This window comes from Neobacillus sp. B24 (assembly GCF_055381825.1).
The window spans coordinates 607,748-629,390 of sequence record NZ_AP035777.1; the positions used below are offsets into that span (position 1 = coordinate 607,748).

Below are 21,643 nucleotides of genomic sequence, written 5' to 3' on the forward strand. Positions count from 1 at the left end.
TTTTATTTTACAAACTCCGGTTCTTTTGCTTCTTCTGGTAATGCATCGACAAGAACTGGATTAAAATCTTCTACCCATGGAAGTCCCCATTTATTTAACTCTTCCATGAATGGATCTGGATTGAATTCTTCGATATTGTATACGCCTGCTTTGTTCCATTTTCCAGTCAGGATCATCGCAGCGCCGATCATAGCAGGAACACCTGTAGTATAAGAGATGGCTTGTGAGCCTACCTCTTTATAGCACTCTTGGTGGTCGCAGACATTGTAAACGTAATATGTTTTATCTTTGCCGTCCTTTTTCCCTTTGAAGATACAGCCGATATTTGTTTTACCAACTGTACGTGGTCCAAGAGATGCTGGATCTGGTAATACGGCTTTTAAAAATTGTAGTGGAATGATTTGCTTTCCTTCATATTCGATTGGCTGGATAGAAGTCATTCCAACATTTTCAAGGGCCTTTAAGTGCATTAGGTAGCTTTGGCCAAATGTCATGAAGAAACGGATGCGCTTAAGTCCTGGGATGTTTTTCGCAAGAGATTCAAGCTCTTCGTGGTAAAGCAGGTACATGTCTTTCTCGCCAACTTCTTTGAAGTTGTACACGCGCTTGATTTCCATTGGATCAGTTTCAATCCATTCGCCATTTTCCCAATAGCGGCCATTAGCAGAAACTTCACGGATATTGATTTCAGGGTTGAAGTTTGTTGCAAATGGGTAGCCATGGTCGCCGCCATTGCAGTCAAGAATGTCGATATATTCAATTTCATCGAAATAATGTTTTAAGGCATAAGCAGAGAATACGCCAGTTACACCTGGGTCAAAGCCTGAGCCCAATAGCGCAGTAATGCCGGCTTTTTCAAAACGCTCTTTGTATTCCCATTGCCATTTGTATTCGAATTTAGCTGTATCTTCAGGCTCATAGTTAGCTGTATCCATGTAGTGTGTTTTCGTAGCAAGACATGCATCCATGATAGTTAAGTCCTGATAAGGCAATGCCAAGTTCATGACAATATCAGGTTTTACTTCATTGATTAACGCGATTAGCTCTTCAACGTTGTCTGCATCGACTTGTGCAGTGGTAATCTTTGTTTTGGTTGTGCCTTCTAATTTTGCTTTCAGATCATCACATTTTGATTTCGTACGGCTTGCAATGCAAATCTCTTCAAATACATCGCTGTTTTGAACGCATTTATGAACTGCTACTGAAGCTACGCCGCCGGCGCCGATAATAAGTGCTTTACCCATTTTACGTATCCCCTCACTTAGTATATTTAAATTTTTTTCAACAATAAAAAAAGCAAGTGTGAATTCGCATATTCTGCGCACAACACTTGCTTACGATAGTATTCTCATATTAAATAGCATAAGGATACCGTAAAAAAATCACACGGGTACCTTAACCATAATCGTCAATTGGACATTATGAAGGAAGCTAATTAATATTCAAATATATCAAATTTGATCAGAGTCTATATAGCAAATAATTCACTTTTACCACTCTTATTGACCGTTTCACAAGTTGTGTGCATATATGCACTGGTTGTAAAGTAACCAACTTATAAAATTTGAGCTTTTAACTCAATCAATAAGGCAACTAAGTTGCCAATCGGCATTTGACCCGGCTGTCCGTATGGCCTTAACTCCCGTGGGGAAGTGGTCAAAATTATCTGCTTGGAAAGACTCAAAAACAAAAGATATATTAGCTTTCCAAAATAACGCTTCTTTATAGTAGCAGTAACTAAACCAAATAGCAACATTTTTTTTTTGGAAGATAAAGGAGGAACCAGGGGGACGGTTCTAATATAGGCAATCGGAAGTTTTGCTCAAGTTTCGAAGCACTTTATAAGTAAACGGAATTTTAATCTAAAGGAATTACTTCTAAGGAATTATCGCAAAATTTTTGATTGCCTGAGTAAGCAGGAAGTTTTAAAGTTTTTGTACAAGTAATTCGACATCCATAGTCAAATTTCCTGCTTCTTCTGGTTCCAAAGGACAATATTTATGGGAATAACAAGTGAATCTGTCCGAAAGAAAGCCCGCTTTCAGCCAACAGGAGGTTTTTCGGCAGCAGGCCTTTTTCCAAGGCAAATTCGTTCTTACGGAAAATCTGTTTGCAGGAAATTAGTTGGCAAATACCGAATTTTTAGAAAGAAGCAGCGGAGTGCTCTTCTGTCTAATAGTGGTATTTATTGGTAAAAATAATGCTATTACTGCAAAATAGGAGGTTATCATGGGGAGATTGGTTCATTTTGAAATTCATGTGAGTGACATGGAGCGGGCAAAGAAGTTTTATGGTGAGGTATTTGGATGGTCATTTCAAGATTGGAGTGAATATGCCGGTATGCCTTATTTTGGGGCAGTGACTGGCGATGAAAATGAGCCGGGAATTAATGGTGCATTGATGCAACGGCAAGGTGCGGCACCGGAACCGGGCCAGGCACTAAACGGGTATGCTTGCACAATGGGTGTGGAAAGTTACGATGCAACTGAAGCGAAAATCCTTGAGAACGGCGGCAAGGTAGCCCTGCCAAAATATGCGCTGCCTGGTATGGCATGGCAAGGGTACTATATTGATCCCGAAGGCAATATATTTGGGATTCATCAGCCAGATGAAAATGCAAAATAAAGTGAAGAACATGGACACGCTAAGCACGGCAGACATGCTTGAAACTGTCCGGAAAATTTGTCTGGACCTGCCTGAAGCCGTCGAAGTAATCGACGGCTTTGGTCACAATACGTTTAAGGTCAATGGAAAATCATTTGTGATATCAGGGGAAAGCGAGAAGGGATTCAGGTTGTCGTTCAAGTCGGATCGGGAAACCCAAGCACTATTGCTGCAGAAAGATTATTTTTCTAAAACCCCTTATATTGGACAGCACGGGTGGGTATCGATACAAAATCCGAGTGGGGAAGTCTGGGTGGAATTGGCCGACCTTATTCAAGAAGCATACCTAAGGGCAGCGCCGAAGCGATTGGTCAAGCTATGGAAAGAAACGCTTACAAAAGTTTAATGGACGAGGGAGCCTTGTGAAGGTTACCCTTTTTTTTGAAAAAATTTTCCGGTATTCCGGAAAATTCCGTATTCCCGGAACGTTATTTTCCGTCATTTCGGAAAGCACCGTCTCGACTTATTACTATTAACAACTAGATAATAATAGAATTCTTGCCAAAGGGAGTATTTTTAATTTTCTAAAATATTTGGCATGATACTTGCAATAAGAAATTAATGTAAAGACCAGCTTCGTAATTTTTGAAAGCGTTTACTTCTAAAGCTGTTCTTTATAGATTTTGATTTAAAGGGGGATTATTATGGATTTATTGGTCATTTTATTGGCACTGGGGTTATTAATGTTTGTGGCCTACAGGGGTTATTCGGTCATTTTATTTGCCCCAATCTGCGCCCTGCTGGCGGTGGTGTTAATAGCACCGCACCACGTATTGCCATTTTTCTCAGGTGTATTCATGGAAAAAATGGTCGGATTTATTAAATCTTATTTTGCTGTTTTCTTACTGGGCGCGATTTTTGGAAAGGTTGTTGAAATGTCAGGAATCGCCGAGTCCATCGCCAAGACGATTGTGGGCTGGCTCGGTGCAAAACGCGCCATTCTGACGATTGTAGTCTTGGGCGCCATTTTAACGTACAGCGGCGTCAGCTTATTTGTGGCCGTGTTTGCAATTTACCCATTTGCCGCACAAATGTTTAAGCAGGCAGATATACCGAAGCGGTTGATCCCAGGTACAATCGCGCTTGGCGCGTTTACCTTTACGATGGATGCGCTGCCGGGAACACCGCAAATTCAAAACGTCATCCCGATTCCCTTTTTTAAAACGGATATTTACGCAGCCCCGATTCTAGGAATAATCGGCGCTATCGTCGTTTTATCAGCGGGCTTATTTTACCTGGAGGCAAGAAGGAAGAAGGCTGAAAAAGCCGGTGAAGGCTATTACGGGTTTAGCAAGGAAACAGCAGCCGCTCTGGAAAAAGAAGTGCCTGCCGATGAGCCAGCCTTGCCTGACCTAACCACCCAGCAATCACTAGCAAGACAAATTCTTGCCTTTGTTCCGCTGGTTTTGGTCGGGGTTACCAATAAACTGTTTGTCACGTATATTCCAAAATGGTATCCGAACGGCTTCGATTTTGCTGCGCTTGGCTTAGATGCTTACAAAGTCGATGTTACCGCCTCCGCTGCCATTTGGGCAATCATGATGGCCTTGATGGTCGGAATTGTCACATCGATTGCGTATGATTGGAAACGAGTTTCTACTGGCTTTAAAGATGGAGTCAACAAAGCCATTGGCGGTTCGCTGCTGGCCACAATGAATACCGGAGCGGAATATGGCTTCGGCGGTGTCATTGCTGCGCTGCCTGGATTCGCAAAAATCAGTGATGGGATTTCCACCACCTTCACCAATCCACTTGTGAACGGGGCCGTTACAACGACAACACTTGCAGGGATGACCGGGTCTGCGTCCGGTGGTATGGGGATTGCCTTGGGGGCGATGGCTGATAAGTATAATCAGGCGATTGCCGCCGCTAATATCCCGCCGGAAGTCATGCACCGCGTCGTCGCGATGGCATCGGGCGGTATGGACACCCTGCCGCATAACGGTGCGGTCATTACCTTGCTGGCCGTTACAGGATTAACTCATAAACAATCGTACCGGGATATTTTTGCGATTACCGTGATTAAAACTCTAGCTGTCTTTGTAATTATTGCACTTTATACGTTCTTAGGGATTGTTTAAAGATTAGGGGGCTTTTATAATGAGCAAAGCATTAGCAGGAAAAACCGCCTTTATAACAGGATCGGCAAGCGGGATTGGCTTGGAAATGGCCAGGACCTTTGCTGTGGAAGGTGCCAAGATTGTCATCTCTGATTTAAATGCCGAAAAAAGTGAACAGGTGGCGCTGGAGTTGAAGGAGCAAGGCTTTGAAGCCGTGTCTGCCCCTTGCGATGTCACCAATGAGGAAGCGTTTAAGAATAGCCTGGAGTTGGCGCGCGGCACTTTTGGAAGTATTGATATTTTAGTCAATAATGCCGGGCTTCAATTTGTCTCCCCGATTGAGGAGTTTCCGACAGAAAAGTTCGAACTGATGATTAAGGTAATGCTGACCGCACCATTCATGGGAATTAAGCATGTGTTCCCTTTTATGAAGGAGCAGGGCTTTGGCAGGGTCATCAATATGGCGTCGATTAATGGGCTGATCGGCTTTGCCGGCAAAGCTGCCTACAATAGCGCCAAACACGGGGTCATTGGATTAACGAAGGTAGCCGCATTAGAAGGCGCACCGCACGGCATTACGGTCAACGCTCTATGCCCTGGCTATGTCGACACTCCGTTGGTTCGCGGCCAGTTGGCTGATTTGGCCAAGACAAGAAATGTCAGTTTGGAAAGCGTCCTTGACGAGGTTATCTATCCGTTGGTTCCGCAGAAACGTTTGTTAGCTGTATCCGAAATTGCTGATTATGCTGTCTTTTTGGCAAGTGAAAAGGGCCGCGGGGTAACTGGGCAGGCGGTTGTTCTGGATGGGGGATATACGGCACAATAATTCTTGTAGAAAAAGAGAATCCGATATAGTAACGGGTTCCGTTTCCTGTCAAAAACGTCAATTTGCACAAGAAATTGCAAACGAAAATGTAATTCTTTTTGCACTATAAAATGCAGGGCAATTTATAAGGCTAAAAAGAGTAAAAAACATTAGAAACAGCAAGGGTTCATTCCCTTGCTATTTTGCTGTTAATTAGGCTACTCTTCGAATTACGAAAAAAGATGTTTGGAACCATTCCAGCCTTCTTCGTACCGGTTTTTGTGTAGGTATGAATTTCATAGGCGGAGAATTTCCGCTAATGTATATTTGGGAAGCCTAAGAAGCGAAAATAAGAGGAGGATTTCCGGTTAACGGCTCTAAATAAGACAAAATCCAAGGATTTTGATAATATAAGCGGAAAAACTTCTCTTATTTTAAGGGAAATATGGGTATTTCCCAACTTAGCCGGAATTGTTCCGTTTATTTTTCATACCCTGTCAATTGAACACCAAGATACAGAAGAACCTAAACTTAATTTTTGCTTGTAAAAATGTAGGTACACTGGCTATTGTACCCCCACATTTTTTATAAAAATCGCACTACAAATCCCCCCAAAATAATTATCGAAATCCCTTTATATCAACAAAAACCTCCAAATTACCATACAAAAATTGAAGGTCATTTTGTATTGCATTTTTAATGTTTGCGATAGCTAACGGAATCCGTTACCGATTTAGGGTTCTCTTTTTTGCAATATTCTCACGATACCAGTATTTGCTATAATGAATTTATTGGGGAGTAATAAGGGGGAGCACGGCATGAAGGGGGCGTTTGACCGGGTGCCAAGGGGTTGGCACGAGCAAATTATTAATCTATTGGCAGAACGTGTGGTTATTGTCGATGATAATGGGATTATTCTCTATATTAACGAGGGATATTGTGAGTTTATTGGGACAACCGTAGAAGAGGCAATTGGCCGGCCTGTTCAGGATGTGATTGAGAACTCGCGCATGCATATTGTTGCCAAGACGGGAGAGAAGGAATTGGCGTCTACCCAAAAGATTAATGGCAGTGAAATGATTGCTAACCGCTTTCCGATTTTGGAAGAAGGGAAGACCGTTGGTGCAGTCGGAAACGTGATGTTCCGCAACCCAGAGGAATGGGTGATGTATAAATCCAAAATTCAAAACCTCATCGAAGAGTTAAACTATTATCAGGCAAGGGCACAGCGAGATTTGCAGAGTAAGTACGGCTTTGGGGACTTAATTGGCAGCAGTCCTGTTTTTCTGGCAGCAAAAACATTGGCGAAACGGGTGTCCGGTGGTGATTCATCGGTGCTTTTAATCGGGGAGTCTGGAACGGGGAAGGAATTATTTGCTCATGCGATCCATCATAACAGTACACGGGCATCCGCACCCTTTGTGGCGATTAATTGTTCGTCCATCCCTGAGCACCTGCTGGAATCGGAATTGTTTGGCTATGAGGACGGAGCGTTTACCGGCGCGAAAAAAGGCGGTAAAAAAGGACAGTTTGAATTAGCAAGCGGAGGAACGCTTTTTCTGGACGAAATAGGGGACATGCCGCTATCGATGCAAAGCAAATTATTACGGGTGCTGCAGGAAAAAGAAGTGGTCCGAGTCGGCGGGCATAAATCGGTTGCTGTTAATGTGCGCATTATCGCGGCCACGCACCGGCATCTAGAAAGAATGGTGGAAAAAGGGGATTTCCGCCAGGATTTATATTATCGTTTAAATGTCATCAGAATTGAAATTCCTCCGCTAAGGAGCAGAAGGGAAGATATCCCCGCTGTTGCAATGAAGTTACTGAAAAAATTGGAGCCTAAATTCTACCGTAACGGCATTGAGCTATCTGGGGAAGTGACGGAAAGATTAATGCAGCATGCATGGCCGGGCAATATCCGGGAACTTGAGAATGTTTTAGAACGGTCGATAAACGTTTTGGATGGCCAAACGATTCGCTTAGTTCACCTCCCACTGTATTTGCGTGAACTCAACGCGGAGAATGGGATTTTGGACGGAACTATGGCTAAGAGTGAGGTTTATCCAGGATATTGGTCAGGAGTTGAACCCTCGCTTGTCCTTCCGTTAAAAGAAACGGTGGCACAAGCGGAAAAACAAGCACTCGAGCATGCGTTGGCAGTTGCCAACGGCAATAAGCAGGAAGCGGCCAAGCTGTTGGAAATCGGGAAGACTAGTTTTTATGATAAGTGTAGGGTGTACGGTATCTAATGAGCAGGGAACCATATCCCTATATCACCAAAAAAGATCGTCATATGACGGTCTTTTTTGTGTTCGACAATTATTTCCTATTAAAATTAGAAAAATTCCTTTTATAGCAAGGTTCCTTGAGATTTCAATCAAAACGTTTGGATGGATGACAATTTTTTTGAGCTTGTTGGGGGATTGGAGCTTGCTAATAAAAGGTTTACGTCGTTTTTAAACAAACGTCTGATTAGAAATTTTCTATCGAATTTTGTGAGTTATCAGCGAAATGAGGAAGAATTGGCAGGCGTATCCAATAATAGCAGCGGTAAACTTGCAGGATTCATCAAATTTTTTACACGAAAAAGGGAGAAAATATTGATTTATCAACGTTCTTGCAAAATCCAGCCAAACGTTTGTCTGACTGACAGCATTTTCAGGGGATCTGGGAGGGGAAAACCACCAGTGGCAAGCCTTTGCCATCGGTTAAACAAACGTTTAATTAGTTTGGGCTATAGAAACAAATTGTTGAAAAATAACGATTATAGTAGAGAAAAAGGGGGACAATTTGAGGCAAAAAGAACTGCCATTTTGCCTCAAATTGTCCCCAGTAGAACCGTCCCCATGGTTCCCCATGGTTCCACTCACAAGCCTCCGAGGTAGGCTTTTTTGATTTCTTCGCTGGCGGAGAGTTCGGCGGCTGTGCCTGCGATTTGGATGCGTCCGGTTTCGATGACGTAGGCGCGGTTGGCAATGGATAGGGCCATGTTGGCGTTTTGTTCGACGAGTAGGACGGTGGTTCCGGTTTGATTGATCTGCTGGATAATGTTGAAAATTTGTTTGACCATCAGCGGCGCTAAGCCCATGGAAGGCTCGTCGAGCAGAAGCAGCTTGGGCTTGGCCATAATCGCGCGGCCCATTGCCAGCATCTGCTGTTCACCGCCGGAAAGGGTGCCTGATAACTGCTTACGGCGTTCTAGTAGCCGTGGAAACAGTTCATATACCATTTCCATATCCTTGCGAATCCCGCTGGTGTCTTTTCTTGTATAGGCTCCCAGCTCCAAATTTTCCTCTACCGACATATTGGAAAAAACACGGCGTCCTTCCGTGACATGGGAAATTCCTGCCTTGACGATTGCTTGCGGAGCCATGCCGGAGATCGTTCCACCTAAATATTCAATAGTCCCCGACTTTGGTTTAAGCAGACCTGATAAGGTTTTGAGAAGCGTACTTTTTCCCGCACCGTTAGCGCCGATTAACGTAACAATCTCGCCTTCCTTTACCTCTAATGAAATTCCTTTGAGTGCCTGAATGTTTCCGTAAAACACATTAATATCATTGACTTTAAGCATGCTCATGCGAAACCTCCTCTCCTAAGTAAGCCTCAATTACCTTCGGATTTGTGCGGATTTCCTCCGGTGTTCCTGCTGCAATCAGCTGGCCATGATCAAGCACATAAATCCGTTCGCAAATCCCCATCACTAGATTCATGTCATGTTCAATTAATAAAATTGTCAGGTCAAACTGTTTCCGAATAAATGCAATCAGTTCCATTAATTCGTGGGTTTCCTGAGGATTCATCCCTGCGGCTGGCTCGTCTAGCAGCAACAGCTTCGGACCGGCAGCTAACGCGCGGGCAATTTCCAATCTGCGCTGTTGTCCGTAAGGTAAATTTTTCGCCTTTTCGTCTTTTAAGCCGTCTAGATTAAAAATTTTTAAGAACTCTAGCGCCTTGTTCTCCATTTGTTTTTCCTCAGAAAAATGGGAGGGCAGGCGGAAAATCGAGCTCAAAATCGAGTTTTTCGCTAATGAATGATAGGCAACCTTTACATTGTCTAACACCGATAATTCGCTAAACAGGCGAATATTTTGAAAAGTTCGGCTGATGCCGCTTTGCGTTACCTTGTACGGAGGCAGGCCGTTTAGCTTCTTTCCGTTAAAAACAATCTCACCTTCTGTTGGTACGTATACACCAGTTAACAAGTTAAAACTGGTGGTTTTTCCGGCACCGTTTGGTCCGATTAATCCGACCAACTCTCCTTGGTTGAGTTCCATAGTAAAGCCGGAAACAGCCTTTAATCCGCCAAACTGAATACCAGCATTTTTTACCTCAAGTAGTGCCATGTTCATTGCCTCCTTTTGCCGGTTTCCACTTGAATAAATCAGTGATTTCTTTTGTGCCCAATAAGCCTTGAGGACGGTAAAGCATCACAATGACCAAGACCAAGCTATAAATAATCATTCGTGTTTCTGGGTATTGCTGCAAGAACGCTGAAATAATCGTTAACAGAATCGCGGAAATGACCGATCCGGAAAGACTGCCGAGACCGCCTAACACGACAAAGATTAAGATATCGAAAGATTTTAAGAAACCAAAGTTACCCGACTGGATAATGTAATAGTTATGAGAATACAAGGCACCGGCAATCCCTGCAAAAAATGACCCGATCGCAAAAGCGGCCACTTTATAAAATGTGGTATTAATCCCCATCGCATCCGCGGCAATTTCATTTTCTCTAATCGAAATACAAGCCCGGCCATGTCTGGAATTAGTAAAATTAGTGATAACAAGAATGGTTATGAATAGACAAACAAACGTAGTTGTCCAAGTAGTAAAGTGCGTTACCTGCATTCCAGCGGCGCCGCCTACATAATCCACATTGAATAATATAATTCGGATGATTTCAGCAAAACCAAGGGTGGCAATTGCCAAGTAATCTCCGCGCAGGCGTAAAGTCGGAATCCCAACAATGAGACCTGCAAGAGCAGCAACCACGCCGCCGATGACGATAGCCGCAACAAACGGCAATTCCCATTTCATGGTGGCAATCGCTGAGATATATGCACCGATGGCCAAGAACCCTGCGTGACCGATAGAGAACTGGCCTGTGATACCAATGACCAAATGGAGGCTGACTGCTAGAATAATATGAATGGAGATGGTAATGATCAAGTTATTAAAGTATATATTTAGTAATCCTGAGCCGATGAAAAATTGGACGACTGCATACACAACCGCCGCCAGAATCACAAATCCCCAAAATGATTTTGATTTCTTCACTATTTTTCACCTATACTTTCTCTTTTGTATTTTTTCCAAAGATGCCTGAAGGTTTTAAGAGCAGGATTAGAATCAAAATGATAAACGCGGCTGCATCTCTCCATAATGAAAAGCCTGCGGCGCTGACAATTGATTCGACAACCCCGAGAATAATTCCGCCAACCATTGCGCCAGGAATACTGCCGATGCCGCCTAAAACGGCTGCCACAAACGCTTTTAACCCAGGGATGACACCCATCAATGGTTCAATTTTTGTATAGTAGACGCCGAATACGACCCCGGCTGCGCCTGCTAAGGCAGAACCGATGGCGAAGGTGAAGGAAATCGTTTTGTCGACGTTAATTCCCATTAAGCGGGCTGCATCCATATCAAGGGATACGGCGCGCATCGCTTTCCCCATTTTTGTACGGTGAACAATAAACTGTAAAATAATCATTAACACGATAGAGGTTAATAGGATCAATAAAGACTGGCTATTGATTTGTGCACCAAACAAATTAATCGCTTTACTTGGCAGTACGTCAGCGGGATAGGCTTCCGGCTGCGCCCCGCGGATAAAAATCATGCCGTATTCAATCAGCAGGGACATGCCGATTGCGGTAATCAACGCGGCAATTCTCGTCGCATTCCGCAGCCGTTTATAGGCAATCCGTTCAATTAATACGCCGAAGAGTGCACAAAATGCCATTGAGATAATCAGTGCCGGAAAGAAGCCCAATCCCCATCCCGTAATCGCGTAGAAACCAATAAAGGCACCGACCATGAAGACATCCCCATGCGCAAAGTTGATCAGTTTGATGATTCCATACACCATCGTGTAGCCTAATGCGATTAAGGCATAGATGCTCCCAAGTGAAATGCCATTTATAAGTTGCTGTAACCAATCCATGCGCTCTCGCTCCTTTTTTTACAAAAGTAAAAATGGAAGGAGGTAATCCTTCCATTTCACTGGTTTAAATATTTAAGGATTAATTTTCGTGTTAAACACTTGCTTACCATCCTTGTACTCTAGTACGATGGCTGATTTGATTGGATGGTGATTTTTATCCAGTGATAGAACCCCAGTAACAAGTGATAAATCTTTGGTTTTTGCTAATTCTTCCTGAATCTTAACAGAATCGGTGCTTTCTGCACGCTTAATCGCATCTGCCAAGAAATAAACGGTGTCGTAGCCAAGGGCATTGAACGCGTTAGGTGCTTCACCTTTGTTCTTGTCTTTGAATGATGTAACAAAGTCTTGAACCTTTTGATCCGGATCTTCATTGGAATAGTGGTTGATTAAGTAGGTGTTATTCAATGCATCTGCACCGGCTAAATCAACTAATTTTGGCGAATCCCAGCCGTCAGCTCCCATTAATGGAACTGTAATGCCAAGCTCGCGTGCCTGCTTAACGATTAAGCCAACCTCTTCATAATAGCCAGGAATGAAAATAAACGATGGATTCTTCGCCTTGATACGAGTTAATGTGGCACGGAAGTCTGTATCCTTTGCTACATAAGACTCTTCTGCCACAATTTTGCCGCCTGCTTTTTTGAATGTTTCCTTGAAAGCATCGGATAATCCTTTTGCATAGTCACTTGAGCTGTCTGAGAAAATGGCTGCATCTCTTACATTTAACTTATCACTGGCAAAGTTAGATGCCACTGTACCTTGGAATGGGTCAATGAACGATGTACGGAAAACAAAGTCTCTAACTTTTCCTTTTTCATCGACAGTTACCGTTGGGCTTGTTCCTCCTGGAGCAATCAGAACCGTTTTTGTGTCATTGGCAATTTGTGCTTGAGCCACGGTGTTTCCGCTTGTTGCAGCCCCGATGACTGCATTGACTTTATCTTGGCTTGTCAGCTTAATGATTCCGTTCGTAGCTTCAGCAGCTTCTGACTTATTGTCATTTTTAATAATTTCGATTTGCTTGCCCTCAACACCGCCAGCTTTGTTAATCTCCGCTACGGCCATTTCAATTCCTTTTTTCATGGATTCACCGTAGGAAGCAACGTTCCCGGAAAGCTCCAAATTTACTCCCAGCTTAAAGACATCTGAATTGCCGCCTCCACCGTTAGCACTTTGATTTCCTGTGCCGCAGCCGGCAAGGATTCCAGCAGCCAAAGCGGATGCCATAAACACCTTACTCCATTTTTTTTTCATGTCGTAATGTCCCCTTCTGTATTTATTTAAATTTTCTGACATTATAACCCGAAGATGAATATCGGGATAAGAAAAAGTGATATAATAGTTAGTATATTAAAACAATTTATTTCGCTCGTCTAGTATAATATCTTAATATTTCGGAAATTTTTATTTTTCATAGAATGATAGCGATTTCATGTCGAAAACAATCGAAAATAACGTTATTTTTATAACAAATACCACAAAAAGTAAATTAGGGTAAAAATTTGAATAATAATATGAAGGGAATAAAATTATACAAATCGAGATTACTAGGAATGTTTAATTAATGAAAATAGCAAATTTGGAAAAGAAATAAACGTACTGCTGCCCTATAATGGACCAAGAGGGGGCAGATAAATGAAACTACTAAAGGCGAAGGATCCATACACGGTCTATATCTATACGAGCTGTCTATCAGCGCTTGTTTTCACGTTTATTTTTACGGTTAATTTGTTATATCATGTTCAGGTAGTCAAGCTTGACCCCCTGCAGCTTGTGCTGGTGGGAACAGTCCTGGAACTGACGGTGTTTTTGTTTGAGATTCCAACTGGGGTGGTGGCGGACATCAAGAGCCGAAAACTTTCGATTATCATCGGATATTTTTTGATTGGGGCAGGGTTTTTGATAGAGGGCTTGTTTCCGGTTTTTATCGCGGTGATACTTTCACAGATTCTTTGGGGACTTGGCTATACTTTTACCAGCGGTGCCATGCAAGCATGGATTGCTGATGAAATTGGGGAAGACAGGGCATCGCCAGCTTATATCAAAGGGGCAAAAGCAGCTAATTTCGGAAAAATTGTCGCCATTCCGTTAAGCATGGTGATAGGTTATTTTATGGTGAATCTGCCGATTATTATCGGCGGTTTTTGCATGGTGCTGTTAGCATTCCTGTTAATCTTTTTCATGAAAGAAGAGCACTTTAAGCCGGTTGACAGAGAGGAAAGACTGCCGGCTTTGACTCATATGAAGGATAATCTAAAGCAAATCGTACATTATTCAAAGGCTAGTTTCGTCTTGAGAATCTTGCTCCTGATAGCTTTATTGTTCGGATTCTATAGTGAAGGCTTTGACCGGCTGTGGATTTCCCACGTCATCGATGGTGCTAATCTTTCGATGTTTAGCGATTCGGAGTTGGTGTTATTTACGGGCGGGATTGAATTTATTGTCGTGCTGTTATCCTTTGTAGCCCTTCACTTTATTGGGAAAGGGACTATTTATCGAAAACAAAAGTATATTTATGTGGCTCTTTTTATTGGCAGTGCGCTTATAGCAGCTTCTTTATTAGGTTTTGCTTTATCTACTTTTATCGGAAGTCTGCTTGTTTTTTACATCATCATCCAGGTCAGCCGGGAGTCGATCTATCCGTTAATGGATGTATGGTTGAATAAACTCATTGTCGATCCTAGAACCCGCGCCACTTTCTTCTCGGTTAAGGGGCAGGTCGATGCCATCGGGCAAATTACTGGCGGGCCGGTAATCGGTCTAATCGCAGCAAATTTTATGATTAAAATTGCGCTTGTGGTGAGTGCACTTTTATTGGCGCCAGTGCTATTTTTATATTATTTGGTGTTGAAGAAGGATAGATTGTGACCCGTCACAATCTATCTTTTTCTTTTATTGGAATATGAATCTCCATATATATTTTTTCGTAATCCCAGTAATGGCAGTGTTCATCGTAGTATTCAAAGTCATAGGAAGCCTCATCCACCTCATAAGACGAATGCGGGAGCCAATCTTCTAAAATATATTGCCAAGTCCCTTTGATGGCGGGAACGAACTGGTCAACTGAGACTAATGGCGTTTTAAAAACGGCATAGGTGGCGGACGGGATTTGCAAACTGGTTAATCCCTTCGGAAGCTCCTTGCTCTCTTCAAACTCAACAGAGAATAAGTAGATAAAGCCTCCATCGGTTTCATTGCTTTTGAAGTTAATGCAATACTCGCCATGGTTTCTGGGGTTCAGGGCATCATATAACATTCTTTCCACAGCCCCATCCGTCAAACCACGCTGATTCCAATAAGCCGGAACATCCCGTGTATAGGAAACATTTTTAACAAAGCCCTCAAAGGTTTTGCCGGCAACAGTGAAGGTTGGCCTCTTGACAATCTTTGGCTGCATCACCACGCCATTGAGGTTTTTCTGGTGAAGACTCAATAAATCAGGCTTTTGCGGCAGTGAAAGCGGACAGTGAAGCTTATATAAACTGGGCGGGCTCCCAAAGCATTTCTTAAACGCCTTCGTGAAACCAGCATGGGTCTCAAATCCATAATCCAAAGCGATTTCCATGACCTTCTTGCCATTGATCAGTTCGAATAAGGCATACTGCAGTTTCCGCTTTAAAACGTAATCCATTAGTGTAAAACCAATATGTTTTTGAAAGAGCCGGTAAAAATGATAGGGAGAGTACCCGGCCATTCTTGCCAGACTTTCAGGCTCAATTTCCTCTTTAATGTGCTCGTCAATATAGTCAATCACTTGCTGCAGCATGCTTAACTGTTCCATGGAAATCCCCACTTTTATATATTAGTTAAATTATAACAAAAACTTAAGCAGGGAAGCAGGGGGTGAAAAAAGTTCATCCTCCTCAGTCTTTCGGATGCCTCCTATAATCAAGTTGTATCAGTGGCATAAACGAAAGTCTCTTACATCACAGAAAAGAAGAAGAGAACAGCACCCCGATTCATATACATAAGTAAAAAACCTACAGGGGAGAATGCATTGGAACAACAAACTAGCAGGTTCAGGTGGGTTGTGTTTGCTTCTGTATTATTTACGTATTTGTTCATGTCGAGCCAGCGGACTGCTCCGGGTTTAATTACGAACCAAATCATGAATGACTTTCAGGTGACCGCGACAACGATTGGGCTGCTGGCAAGTATGCAATTTTTTGTATACACAGGTTTGCAAATTCCAATGGGGATCCTGGCCGACCGGTTTGGACCTAATTTTTTTCTCATTATCGGGGCGCTGCTTACAGGGCTGGGGACCATCATTTACAGCCTTGGCACACATGAGGTGGTGCTGTTTTTTGCCAGAATCCTGACCGGGATTGGGGATGCGACCATCTGGGTCAATATGGTGCTCATTTTGAGCCAATGGTTTAGTGTGAAGGAATTTACCCGCTTAATCGGGGTGACAGCCATGACGGGGAGCCTTGGTTTTCTTGTGGCAACAGTCCCGTTCGCCGCTTGGATTGACCTGCTTGGCTGGAGGACGGCGTTTTTTTCGACGGGACTATTGCTATGTTTTTGCAGCATTCTACTATATTTTGTTCTCGTGAAGAAACCAAATCAATCGGTTTTTGTAAAAAACGAAACACAGCGTGAAAATACATGGGAGCTGCTGCGGAGAATTGTGTATAATCGGCAGGCATGGGCGCTATTCCTTTGTCACTTTGGGCTTGTTGGAACGTATGTAGGATTTATCGGGTCATGGGCTGTGCCTTATGGGATGACGATGTATGGAATGACAGTGTCTGAAGCGAGTCAACTGGTTCTGCTTGGCCTGGTCGGGGCGCTGATTGGTGCCCCGCTGGCAGGTTGGATTGCCAGCAGGTTAGGAACCATTAAACGGCCCTACATGGTGGTGCATTTTATTATCGTGTTGAGTTGGTCTGCCTTTCTTCTGCTAAAAGGCAATCCACCGGTGTATATGCTGACTATTCTTTTCTTTGTGATTGGCCTTGCTTACGGAGCTAATGCATTAACGTTTGCTGCTGTTCGCCAATCTTTTCCGGTGACAGAATCCGGTATTGCTTCCGGATTTGCGAATACAGGCGGATTCTTGAGTGCTGTCTTGCTGCCAAGCATCTTTGGAAAAGTATTGGATCATTTTCAAACAGTGTCAGGCAGTATCATAGATGGATATTATTATGGTTTTATCATACCAGTTGTTTTCTCGATGTTTGGCGTGATTGGAGTGGTTATGATTAAGGAAAAGCGGAGGGGGAGGGAACCCCACGGGGACGGTTCGGGACCTGTGAAAAACTTCTACCTATAGTCATTATTTAAAACATGAAAATCATTTTATGAAGTGCTGAATTTTTTTCAATCAAATAAAATGGACACCCGGAGGTGTCCATGATTTTGTTCCTAATAAAGAACCCCCATGTGATATAATAGGTACGACCAAATACCAATATCATAAAGGGGGTTTTTCTTGTGCTTCGACTAGAGCCAAAGCAATCAAGTGTACACTCTCAATTATACAATAGAATTCCTAAAAATGACATTCTTAAATTGATTTGTGATGTAGTTGATTTTAGCTTTATAAACGAGTTACTAAAGGACTGTTATAGTGAATTCGGAAGACCTGCAAAGGCACCCGAATTGATGTGTAAGCTGCTTTTCTTAGAATATTGGTTTAATCTATCTGACCAAGGAGTGTTGTTAGAAGCTCGATTAAATTTAGCCTTTATGTACTTTATTGGACTTAACCCTGAAGATCCCCTACCAGAAAGAAGTCTTCTATCAAAATTCAGAAGACATCGTGTTGGAGAAAAAAGGCTTGATTTAATTAATATGGAGATTATCAGACAGTGTAAGGAAAAAGGGATTATTCAGGGAAAGAGTGTAGTGGTAGATGCCACTCATACTGAAGCAAATACCGTAAAGAAAACACCCGAGCGTCTCATGAAACACCTAGCTAGAAACATTTTGAATACATATACCAATGAAACTGGTCACATTTTAGAAAATACGCCTACATTACCAAAATATGAAGAGATACCTGACCCTCAAGAAGCCAAGTTGGTTATGAAGGGATATTTAGATACTGTGATAGAGCTAGTAGAGAAGCAGTTATCTGGAGATGAAAAGAAAACGGAAGAAGTTATTCAAAAGGCAAAAGAAATAGTAAAAGACCCTAAGTTCATCAATCAAAAAGGGGTCCGTTCTCTGGTCGATGAAGATGCAAGAGTTGGGCGAAAGAGTAAAACAAAAGATTTTTATGGTTATAAAACCGAAATTATGATGACCACAGATGAACGAATTATTACTTCCGTTAGAACAGCTGATGGTGCATATACCGATGGTAGCTTTGTAAAGGAAATGTTGGAGGAAACGTTAAAGTCCGGCATTAAAATTGAGGAGGTCTATGGAGATAAAGGATACTTTAGAAAATCAATTTTAGAGGATATACATGAACTAAATGCCCAGCCCTACATCCCTGTAAGTGAATCTGTTTACAGAATTGATGAAAGTGAATATTCTTACAATAAGGATTCTGATGAATGGCAATGTAGCCAGGGAAATACCACGGTCAAAAAGAAGTATTTCAAAACTAAAAGAGGTAAAGGGATAAGGGAAGGCTATAAATACTATTTTGAGATGAACCAATGTAAGTCGTGCCCTTTACATGATTTATGTACCAAACAAAGGGCAAGAAGAATATTGTCCGTAGGATTAAACACAACTGAATTTTATGAGATCTCACAATACCAAAAGACAGATGAATTCAAAGAAAAATATAAAAAAAGAGCATGCATTGAAGGGAAAAATGCCGAGCTCAAAAGGTTTCACGGCCTATCTCGAGCCAGGGGTTATGGCCTATTAAGCATGTCCATACAGGCCAAATTGACGGTAATAGTAGTAAATTTAAAGAGGATAGCAGCTATAGCATCCTCTTTTCTTTACTGTTTTTCTCTATTCTTCCTCATAATTTATACCTTAAGACCAGTTCTCCAAATTATTAATAATATTTATAGGGTTTAGTTTTTCACAGGTACCGGACGGTTCTGGTGGTTCCTAGGAGCCACTAGAACCGTCCCCATGGTTCCTTTATTTAACCTTCGTGCTTTGTTGTAAAGTTAGGGACGAGCCAATGGATGAGTAATCCGGCGATGGTGGCGTAGGCGATGCCGTTATGGGCGTAGCCAATTCCGATGATGAAGATGATGGCGACGATGACTAAGTTTTTCATGTTAGCCATATCTACTTTTTCTTCCACCATGTGGCGGATGCCCATTGCAGCCATCAAGCCGAACAGAAGGATACAGATGCCGCCCATTACCGCAACCGGAATGGATTGAATCGCGAAATGCGAAAGCCGGTGCGGCAGCGATCGTATCAAAATCAACCAATCCACGTACCGCGGCATAAACATATCCGACGGCAAGCCCGATGATGATTGGCAAGAGGCGGATTACCTTTGTTCCTGCAAGTGTTGCGATGATGGCTGCAAGAAGACTAACGATTGCAACATCCCAATGGGTCGAAGCCATGTTGGTTACCGCTGTAGCGGCCAGCGCAAGCCCGATGATACTGACAACTGGTCCGACGACAACCGGCGGAATGACTTTTCGGACTTTTTCAAAGCCGACTAAGGAAATAATAATAGAAACAAGGGCATAAACAATGGAAACACTGATAAGACCTGCGACCGCTTGACCTGGTGAATGCAACTCTCCTACATACAGTGCTAGCGGAGCAATGAACGCAAATTATGAACCTAAATACGTAGGAACCTTTCCCTGTGTAATAAGATGGAAAATTAGGGTTCCTACCCCACTGGCAATAAGCGCACTTCCTGGATCAAGCCCGGTTAGTGCCGGCACCAGCACCGTTGCCCCAAACATGGCAAACAAATGCTGTAATGATAACGGCAGTGCTCTTAAAAAACTTTTGAAATGTGTCCCCCCTTTTTAATAGTGCCTTCATTTATGATATATTTCTCCTATTTATTTTTAGAATAAAAATTCGGGAGAATCATAATTTATATTTTTATAGAAAGAGGGGGTGAGCCAAACTTCCTATCTATACAAAAGAATTTTGTTCCTCCAGTTTCACGGCAATGGCAGTTACCATTTGTTCGGTGACTTTAGGAAGCTGGGACTTTAATAGGGCATTAACCATCGGTCCCATAGCACCGCTGCCTGTCATATCAAGAAAGCCTGTTATTCTCGTTTTATTTTGATCAATCGCTTCTGCCAGGAAATATCCTTCACCTGAAAGCTTTTCATTGACTCCCTTTAAAGTAAACGTGACCTTTGTCGGTACCATCCATTCCTTAATGGTAACCATCAGACTAATCTTTTTCTTAATGAAGCCAATCTTGCTATAAAAATCCCAACTCGACTGACGGTTTGTATATTTCCGGTGTTGAATATATCCCGGAATAAGTGGAGCCCAGTTGTCTATTTTACTTACAAAATTCCAAACCTTCGTGACCGGCACACTCACTTCAACTTGATGCGTTCCGCTTGGCATACATTCTCCTTCTTTCCATTTCATTCTGGATACCTTAGATATATGTATATGTTCCTATCGCCGTATGGGGTGGGTACTTTCATCCATTTCTAGCCGTGTAAGTACTGGTTACGATGGTACATAGCGGATTTTAGCCTTTTTATTTTATTTTTGGACCTTATAACGCCAGGATACTTGGGGGATTTGCATATTTAATGCACCTTATCTATAGTTAGAAATGACTGTTGAAAAGGTTAACTTTTGCTAAAATAAAATTTGATGCTTTGGAGTGCAGGCACTAGATTTATAAACCGGAGGTCTATAGATGGATAATAACGATATATTAATTCGATTGAGATATGCGCTGGAACTAAAGAATAAGGAAATGGCGGAGATTTTTAAACTGGGCGGTGAGGAAGTAACCGTACCAGATGTGATCAAGATTCTGACAAAATCAGATGATGATGAAGATGAAGTTCAAATAAAATGTAATAACAATATGCTCAATTCATTTTTAAATGGATTAATTATTTATAAAAGAGGCAAACAAGAGCCGAAGCCTGGACAGCCTGTAACACCAGAACCGCCGTTAAGGACTGGCGCAAACGTTAATAATCTCCTGTTAAAAAAGGTGAAAATAGCATTGGCATTAACGACTGAGGATATGTTGGACCTATTTGAAAAAGCAGGAATCACGATAACAAAAGGGGAACTTGGCGCTTTATTAAGGAAGGAAGGCCACAAGAATTATAAAGAGTGCGGAGATAAATTCGCGAGGAATTTCTTGAAAGGTCTATCCCTTAAATATAGGGGATAAATGCATGAAAGCAGCGGCGTCTGCACAACAATTAATGCTTAGGAGGCAGGTGTGGTTTCCTGCCTCAAAACACGATGCTTGTCTATAAAAAGAAGGTAACTATTGTACAACTCTTAAGCCCTTCCCCTCATGAATCTCTCGAATGCCTTCCTCGCAAACTCCATAGGAACGCCATGAGCAGGTTTTACAGACGACCTGAATATCAGAGGGAACGACAGCTTTGCGGATGCAAGCTTCAATCTCCCCCCACGATAGCACTTGGCCAATTCTGAGCCCCATTTTTTCTAAAATCGCAGCATCTCTTACATAAATATGGTCGTCCTGGCAGTGGTAGATTCCGGAGTTGGGGAATTTCGCACACAACTGGTCAGGTCCGTCTACTAGTTCAACCAATGTGTTTTGGTTTTCTCTTAAGGTCTGATGCAGGCGTGTCATATTTTTTACGTATTCTTCGGAATAGCCCATTCCCCGATAGCCCAGAAGGCAAAATAGATGATGTCCTCGCAGCTTGTACATAAAACTCTCCTTTTTTTGAAGTGTGTGTTAACCTAATTAGTTTATTGGTTAACATTTATTATTCATCATACCATATCTAACAGCACCTGTAGTGAAAAATTGGTGATACTGTTTTGGCTATGCTTCCTGCAATATAGCCTCAA

20 protein-coding genes and 2 pseudogenes are annotated in these 21,643 nt (G+C 42.4%); 10 read left to right on the forward strand and 12 right to left on the reverse strand.

Annotation, left to right across the window (positions count from 1 at the left end; translation table 11 throughout):
- Positions 1-2 precede the first annotated feature (2 nt).
- Complete coding sequence (locus ACZ43M_RS02910) at positions 3-1,244, reverse strand: saccharopine dehydrogenase family protein (protein ID WP_464505990.1); 1,242 nt, start codon at positions 1,242-1,244, stop codon at positions 3-5.
- A gap of 779 nt (positions 1,245-2,023) precedes the next feature.
- Here ACZ43M_RS02910 and ACZ43M_RS02915 point away from each other — a divergent pair.
- The 6 genes and pseudogenes from ACZ43M_RS02915 to ACZ43M_RS02940 all read left to right on the forward strand — a co-directional run.
- Positions 2,024-2,146: pseudogene (locus ACZ43M_RS02915) on the forward strand (uracil-DNA glycosylase); the annotation flags it as partial.
- An 83-nt stretch (positions 2,147-2,229) separates the two neighbouring features.
- Positions 2,230-2,625, forward strand: coding sequence for a VOC family protein (locus ACZ43M_RS02920; protein WP_464505991.1), 396 nt, complete (start codon positions 2,230-2,232; stop codon positions 2,623-2,625).
- Positions 2,609-3,010 carry an MmcQ/YjbR family DNA-binding protein gene (locus tag ACZ43M_RS02925; RefSeq protein ID WP_464505992.1) on the forward strand — a complete coding sequence of 134 codons (402 nt, stop codon included), beginning with the start codon at positions 2,609-2,611 and terminating at the stop codon, positions 3,008-3,010. The genes ACZ43M_RS02920 and ACZ43M_RS02925 overlap by 17 nt, the downstream gene beginning before the upstream one ends.
- A 298-nt stretch (positions 3,011-3,308) precedes the next feature.
- Positions 3,309-4,745 (forward strand): GntP family permease, encoded by a 1,437-nt coding sequence (locus ACZ43M_RS02930; protein ID WP_464505993.1) that lies wholly within the window; start codon positions 3,309-3,311, stop codon positions 4,743-4,745.
- A 19-nt stretch (positions 4,746-4,764) separates the two neighbouring features.
- The gene (locus ACZ43M_RS02935) at positions 4,765-5,550 is read left to right on the forward strand and encodes a 3-hydroxybutyrate dehydrogenase (RefSeq protein ID WP_464505994.1); all 786 of its coding nucleotides are present in this window, start codon (positions 4,765-4,767) and stop codon (positions 5,548-5,550) included.
- A gap of 797 nt (positions 5,551-6,347) precedes the next feature.
- Positions 6,348-7,778: a sigma-54 interaction domain-containing protein gene (locus ACZ43M_RS02940; RefSeq protein ID WP_464505995.1), complete on the forward strand. Its 1,431-nt coding sequence runs from the start codon at positions 6,348-6,350 to the stop codon at positions 7,776-7,778.
- A 617-nt stretch (positions 7,779-8,395) separates the two neighbouring features.
- On the opposite strand, the gene ACZ43M_RS02945 is transcribed toward ACZ43M_RS02940, so the two are convergent.
- The 5 genes from ACZ43M_RS02945 to ACZ43M_RS02965 all read right to left on the reverse strand — a co-directional run bounded on the left by ACZ43M_RS02945 (position 8,396) and on the right by ACZ43M_RS02965 (position 12,958).
- Positions 8,396-9,103: an ABC transporter ATP-binding protein gene (locus tag ACZ43M_RS02945; RefSeq protein ID WP_464507930.1), complete on the reverse strand. Its 708-nt coding sequence runs from the start codon at positions 9,101-9,103 to the stop codon at positions 8,396-8,398.
- On the reverse strand, positions 9,096-9,875 hold the full coding sequence (locus ACZ43M_RS02950; protein WP_464505996.1) for an ABC transporter ATP-binding protein: 780 nt from the start codon (positions 9,873-9,875) through the stop codon (positions 9,096-9,098). The genes ACZ43M_RS02945 and ACZ43M_RS02950 overlap by 8 nt, the downstream gene beginning before the upstream one ends.
- On the reverse strand, positions 9,862-10,812 hold the full coding sequence (locus ACZ43M_RS02955) for a branched-chain amino acid ABC transporter permease (RefSeq protein WP_464505997.1): 951 nt from the start codon (positions 10,810-10,812) through the stop codon (positions 9,862-9,864). The genes ACZ43M_RS02950 and ACZ43M_RS02955 overlap by 14 nt, the downstream gene beginning before the upstream one ends.
- Positions 10,813-10,822: 10 nt before the next feature.
- On the reverse strand, positions 10,823-11,701 hold the full coding sequence (locus ACZ43M_RS02960; RefSeq protein WP_464505998.1) for a branched-chain amino acid ABC transporter permease: 879 nt from the start codon (positions 11,699-11,701) through the stop codon (positions 10,823-10,825).
- Between the two features lie 72 nt (positions 11,702-11,773).
- Positions 11,774-12,958: an ABC transporter substrate-binding protein gene (locus ACZ43M_RS02965; RefSeq protein WP_464505999.1), complete on the reverse strand. Its 1,185-nt coding sequence runs from the start codon at positions 12,956-12,958 to the stop codon at positions 11,774-11,776.
- 381 nt (positions 12,959-13,339) lie between these two features.
- Here ACZ43M_RS02965 and ACZ43M_RS02970 point away from each other — a divergent pair, with 381 nt between their 5' ends.
- A complete protein-coding gene (locus ACZ43M_RS02970; protein ID WP_464506000.1) occupies positions 13,340-14,572 on the forward strand; it encodes an MFS transporter in 1,233 nt (410 codons plus the stop codon).
- A gap of 4 nt (positions 14,573-14,576) precedes the next feature.
- On the opposite strand, the gene ACZ43M_RS02975 is transcribed toward ACZ43M_RS02970, so the two are convergent.
- The gene (locus ACZ43M_RS02975) at positions 14,577-15,485 is read right to left on the reverse strand and encodes an AraC family transcriptional regulator (RefSeq protein ID WP_464506001.1); all 909 of its coding nucleotides are present in this window, start codon (positions 15,483-15,485) and stop codon (positions 14,577-14,579) included.
- 216 nt (positions 15,486-15,701) lie between these two features.
- Between ACZ43M_RS02975 and ACZ43M_RS02980 the strand changes: the two genes are divergently transcribed.
- Positions 15,702-16,982: an MFS transporter gene (locus tag ACZ43M_RS02980; protein WP_464506002.1), complete on the forward strand. Its 1,281-nt coding sequence runs from the start codon at positions 15,702-15,704 to the stop codon at positions 16,980-16,982.
- A 161-nt stretch (positions 16,983-17,143) separates the two neighbouring features.
- Positions 17,144-18,694, forward strand: a complete 1,551-nt coding sequence (locus ACZ43M_RS02985; RefSeq protein ID WP_464506003.1) for an IS1182 family transposase — start codon at positions 17,144-17,146, stop codon at positions 18,692-18,694.
- A gap of 70 nt (positions 18,695-18,764) precedes the next feature.
- Here the strand turns inward: ACZ43M_RS02985 and ACZ43M_RS02990 are convergent, their stop codons facing one another.
- The 4 genes and pseudogenes from ACZ43M_RS02990 to ACZ43M_RS03005 all read right to left on the reverse strand — a co-directional run bounded on the left by ACZ43M_RS02990 (position 18,765) and on the right by ACZ43M_RS03005 (position 20,188).
- Positions 18,765-18,989, reverse strand: a complete 225-nt coding sequence (locus tag ACZ43M_RS02990; protein WP_464506004.1) for a hypothetical protein — start codon at positions 18,987-18,989, stop codon at positions 18,765-18,767.
- Positions 18,904-19,557 (reverse strand): annotated as a pseudogene (locus ACZ43M_RS02995) (solute carrier family 23 protein). Before ACZ43M_RS02995 ends, ACZ43M_RS02990 begins: the two are co-directional and overlap by 86 nt.
- Entirely contained in the window at positions 19,514-19,639 is a 126-nt protein-coding gene (locus ACZ43M_RS03000; RefSeq protein WP_464508130.1) for a hypothetical protein, read from the reverse strand. The pseudogene ACZ43M_RS02995 and the gene ACZ43M_RS03000 overlap by 44 nt, the downstream one beginning before the upstream one ends.
- Before the next feature lie 96 nt (positions 19,640-19,735).
- Positions 19,736-20,188 carry a CoxG family protein gene (locus ACZ43M_RS03005; RefSeq protein WP_464506005.1) on the reverse strand — a complete coding sequence of 151 codons (453 nt, stop codon included), beginning with the start codon at positions 20,186-20,188 and terminating at the stop codon, positions 19,736-19,738.
- Between the two features lie 304 nt (positions 20,189-20,492).
- Here ACZ43M_RS03005 and ACZ43M_RS03010 point away from each other — a divergent pair, with 304 nt between their 5' ends.
- Positions 20,493-20,984, forward strand: a complete 492-nt coding sequence (locus ACZ43M_RS03010) for a YehS family protein (RefSeq protein WP_464506006.1) — start codon at positions 20,493-20,495, stop codon at positions 20,982-20,984.
- Positions 20,985-21,083: 99 nt separating this feature from the next.
- Here the strand turns inward: ACZ43M_RS03010 and ACZ43M_RS03015 are convergent, their stop codons facing one another.
- Complete coding sequence (locus ACZ43M_RS03015; RefSeq protein WP_464506007.1) at positions 21,084-21,500, reverse strand: DUF1284 domain-containing protein; 417 nt, start codon at positions 21,498-21,500, stop codon at positions 21,084-21,086.
- Positions 21,501-21,643: the final 143 nt, after the last annotated feature.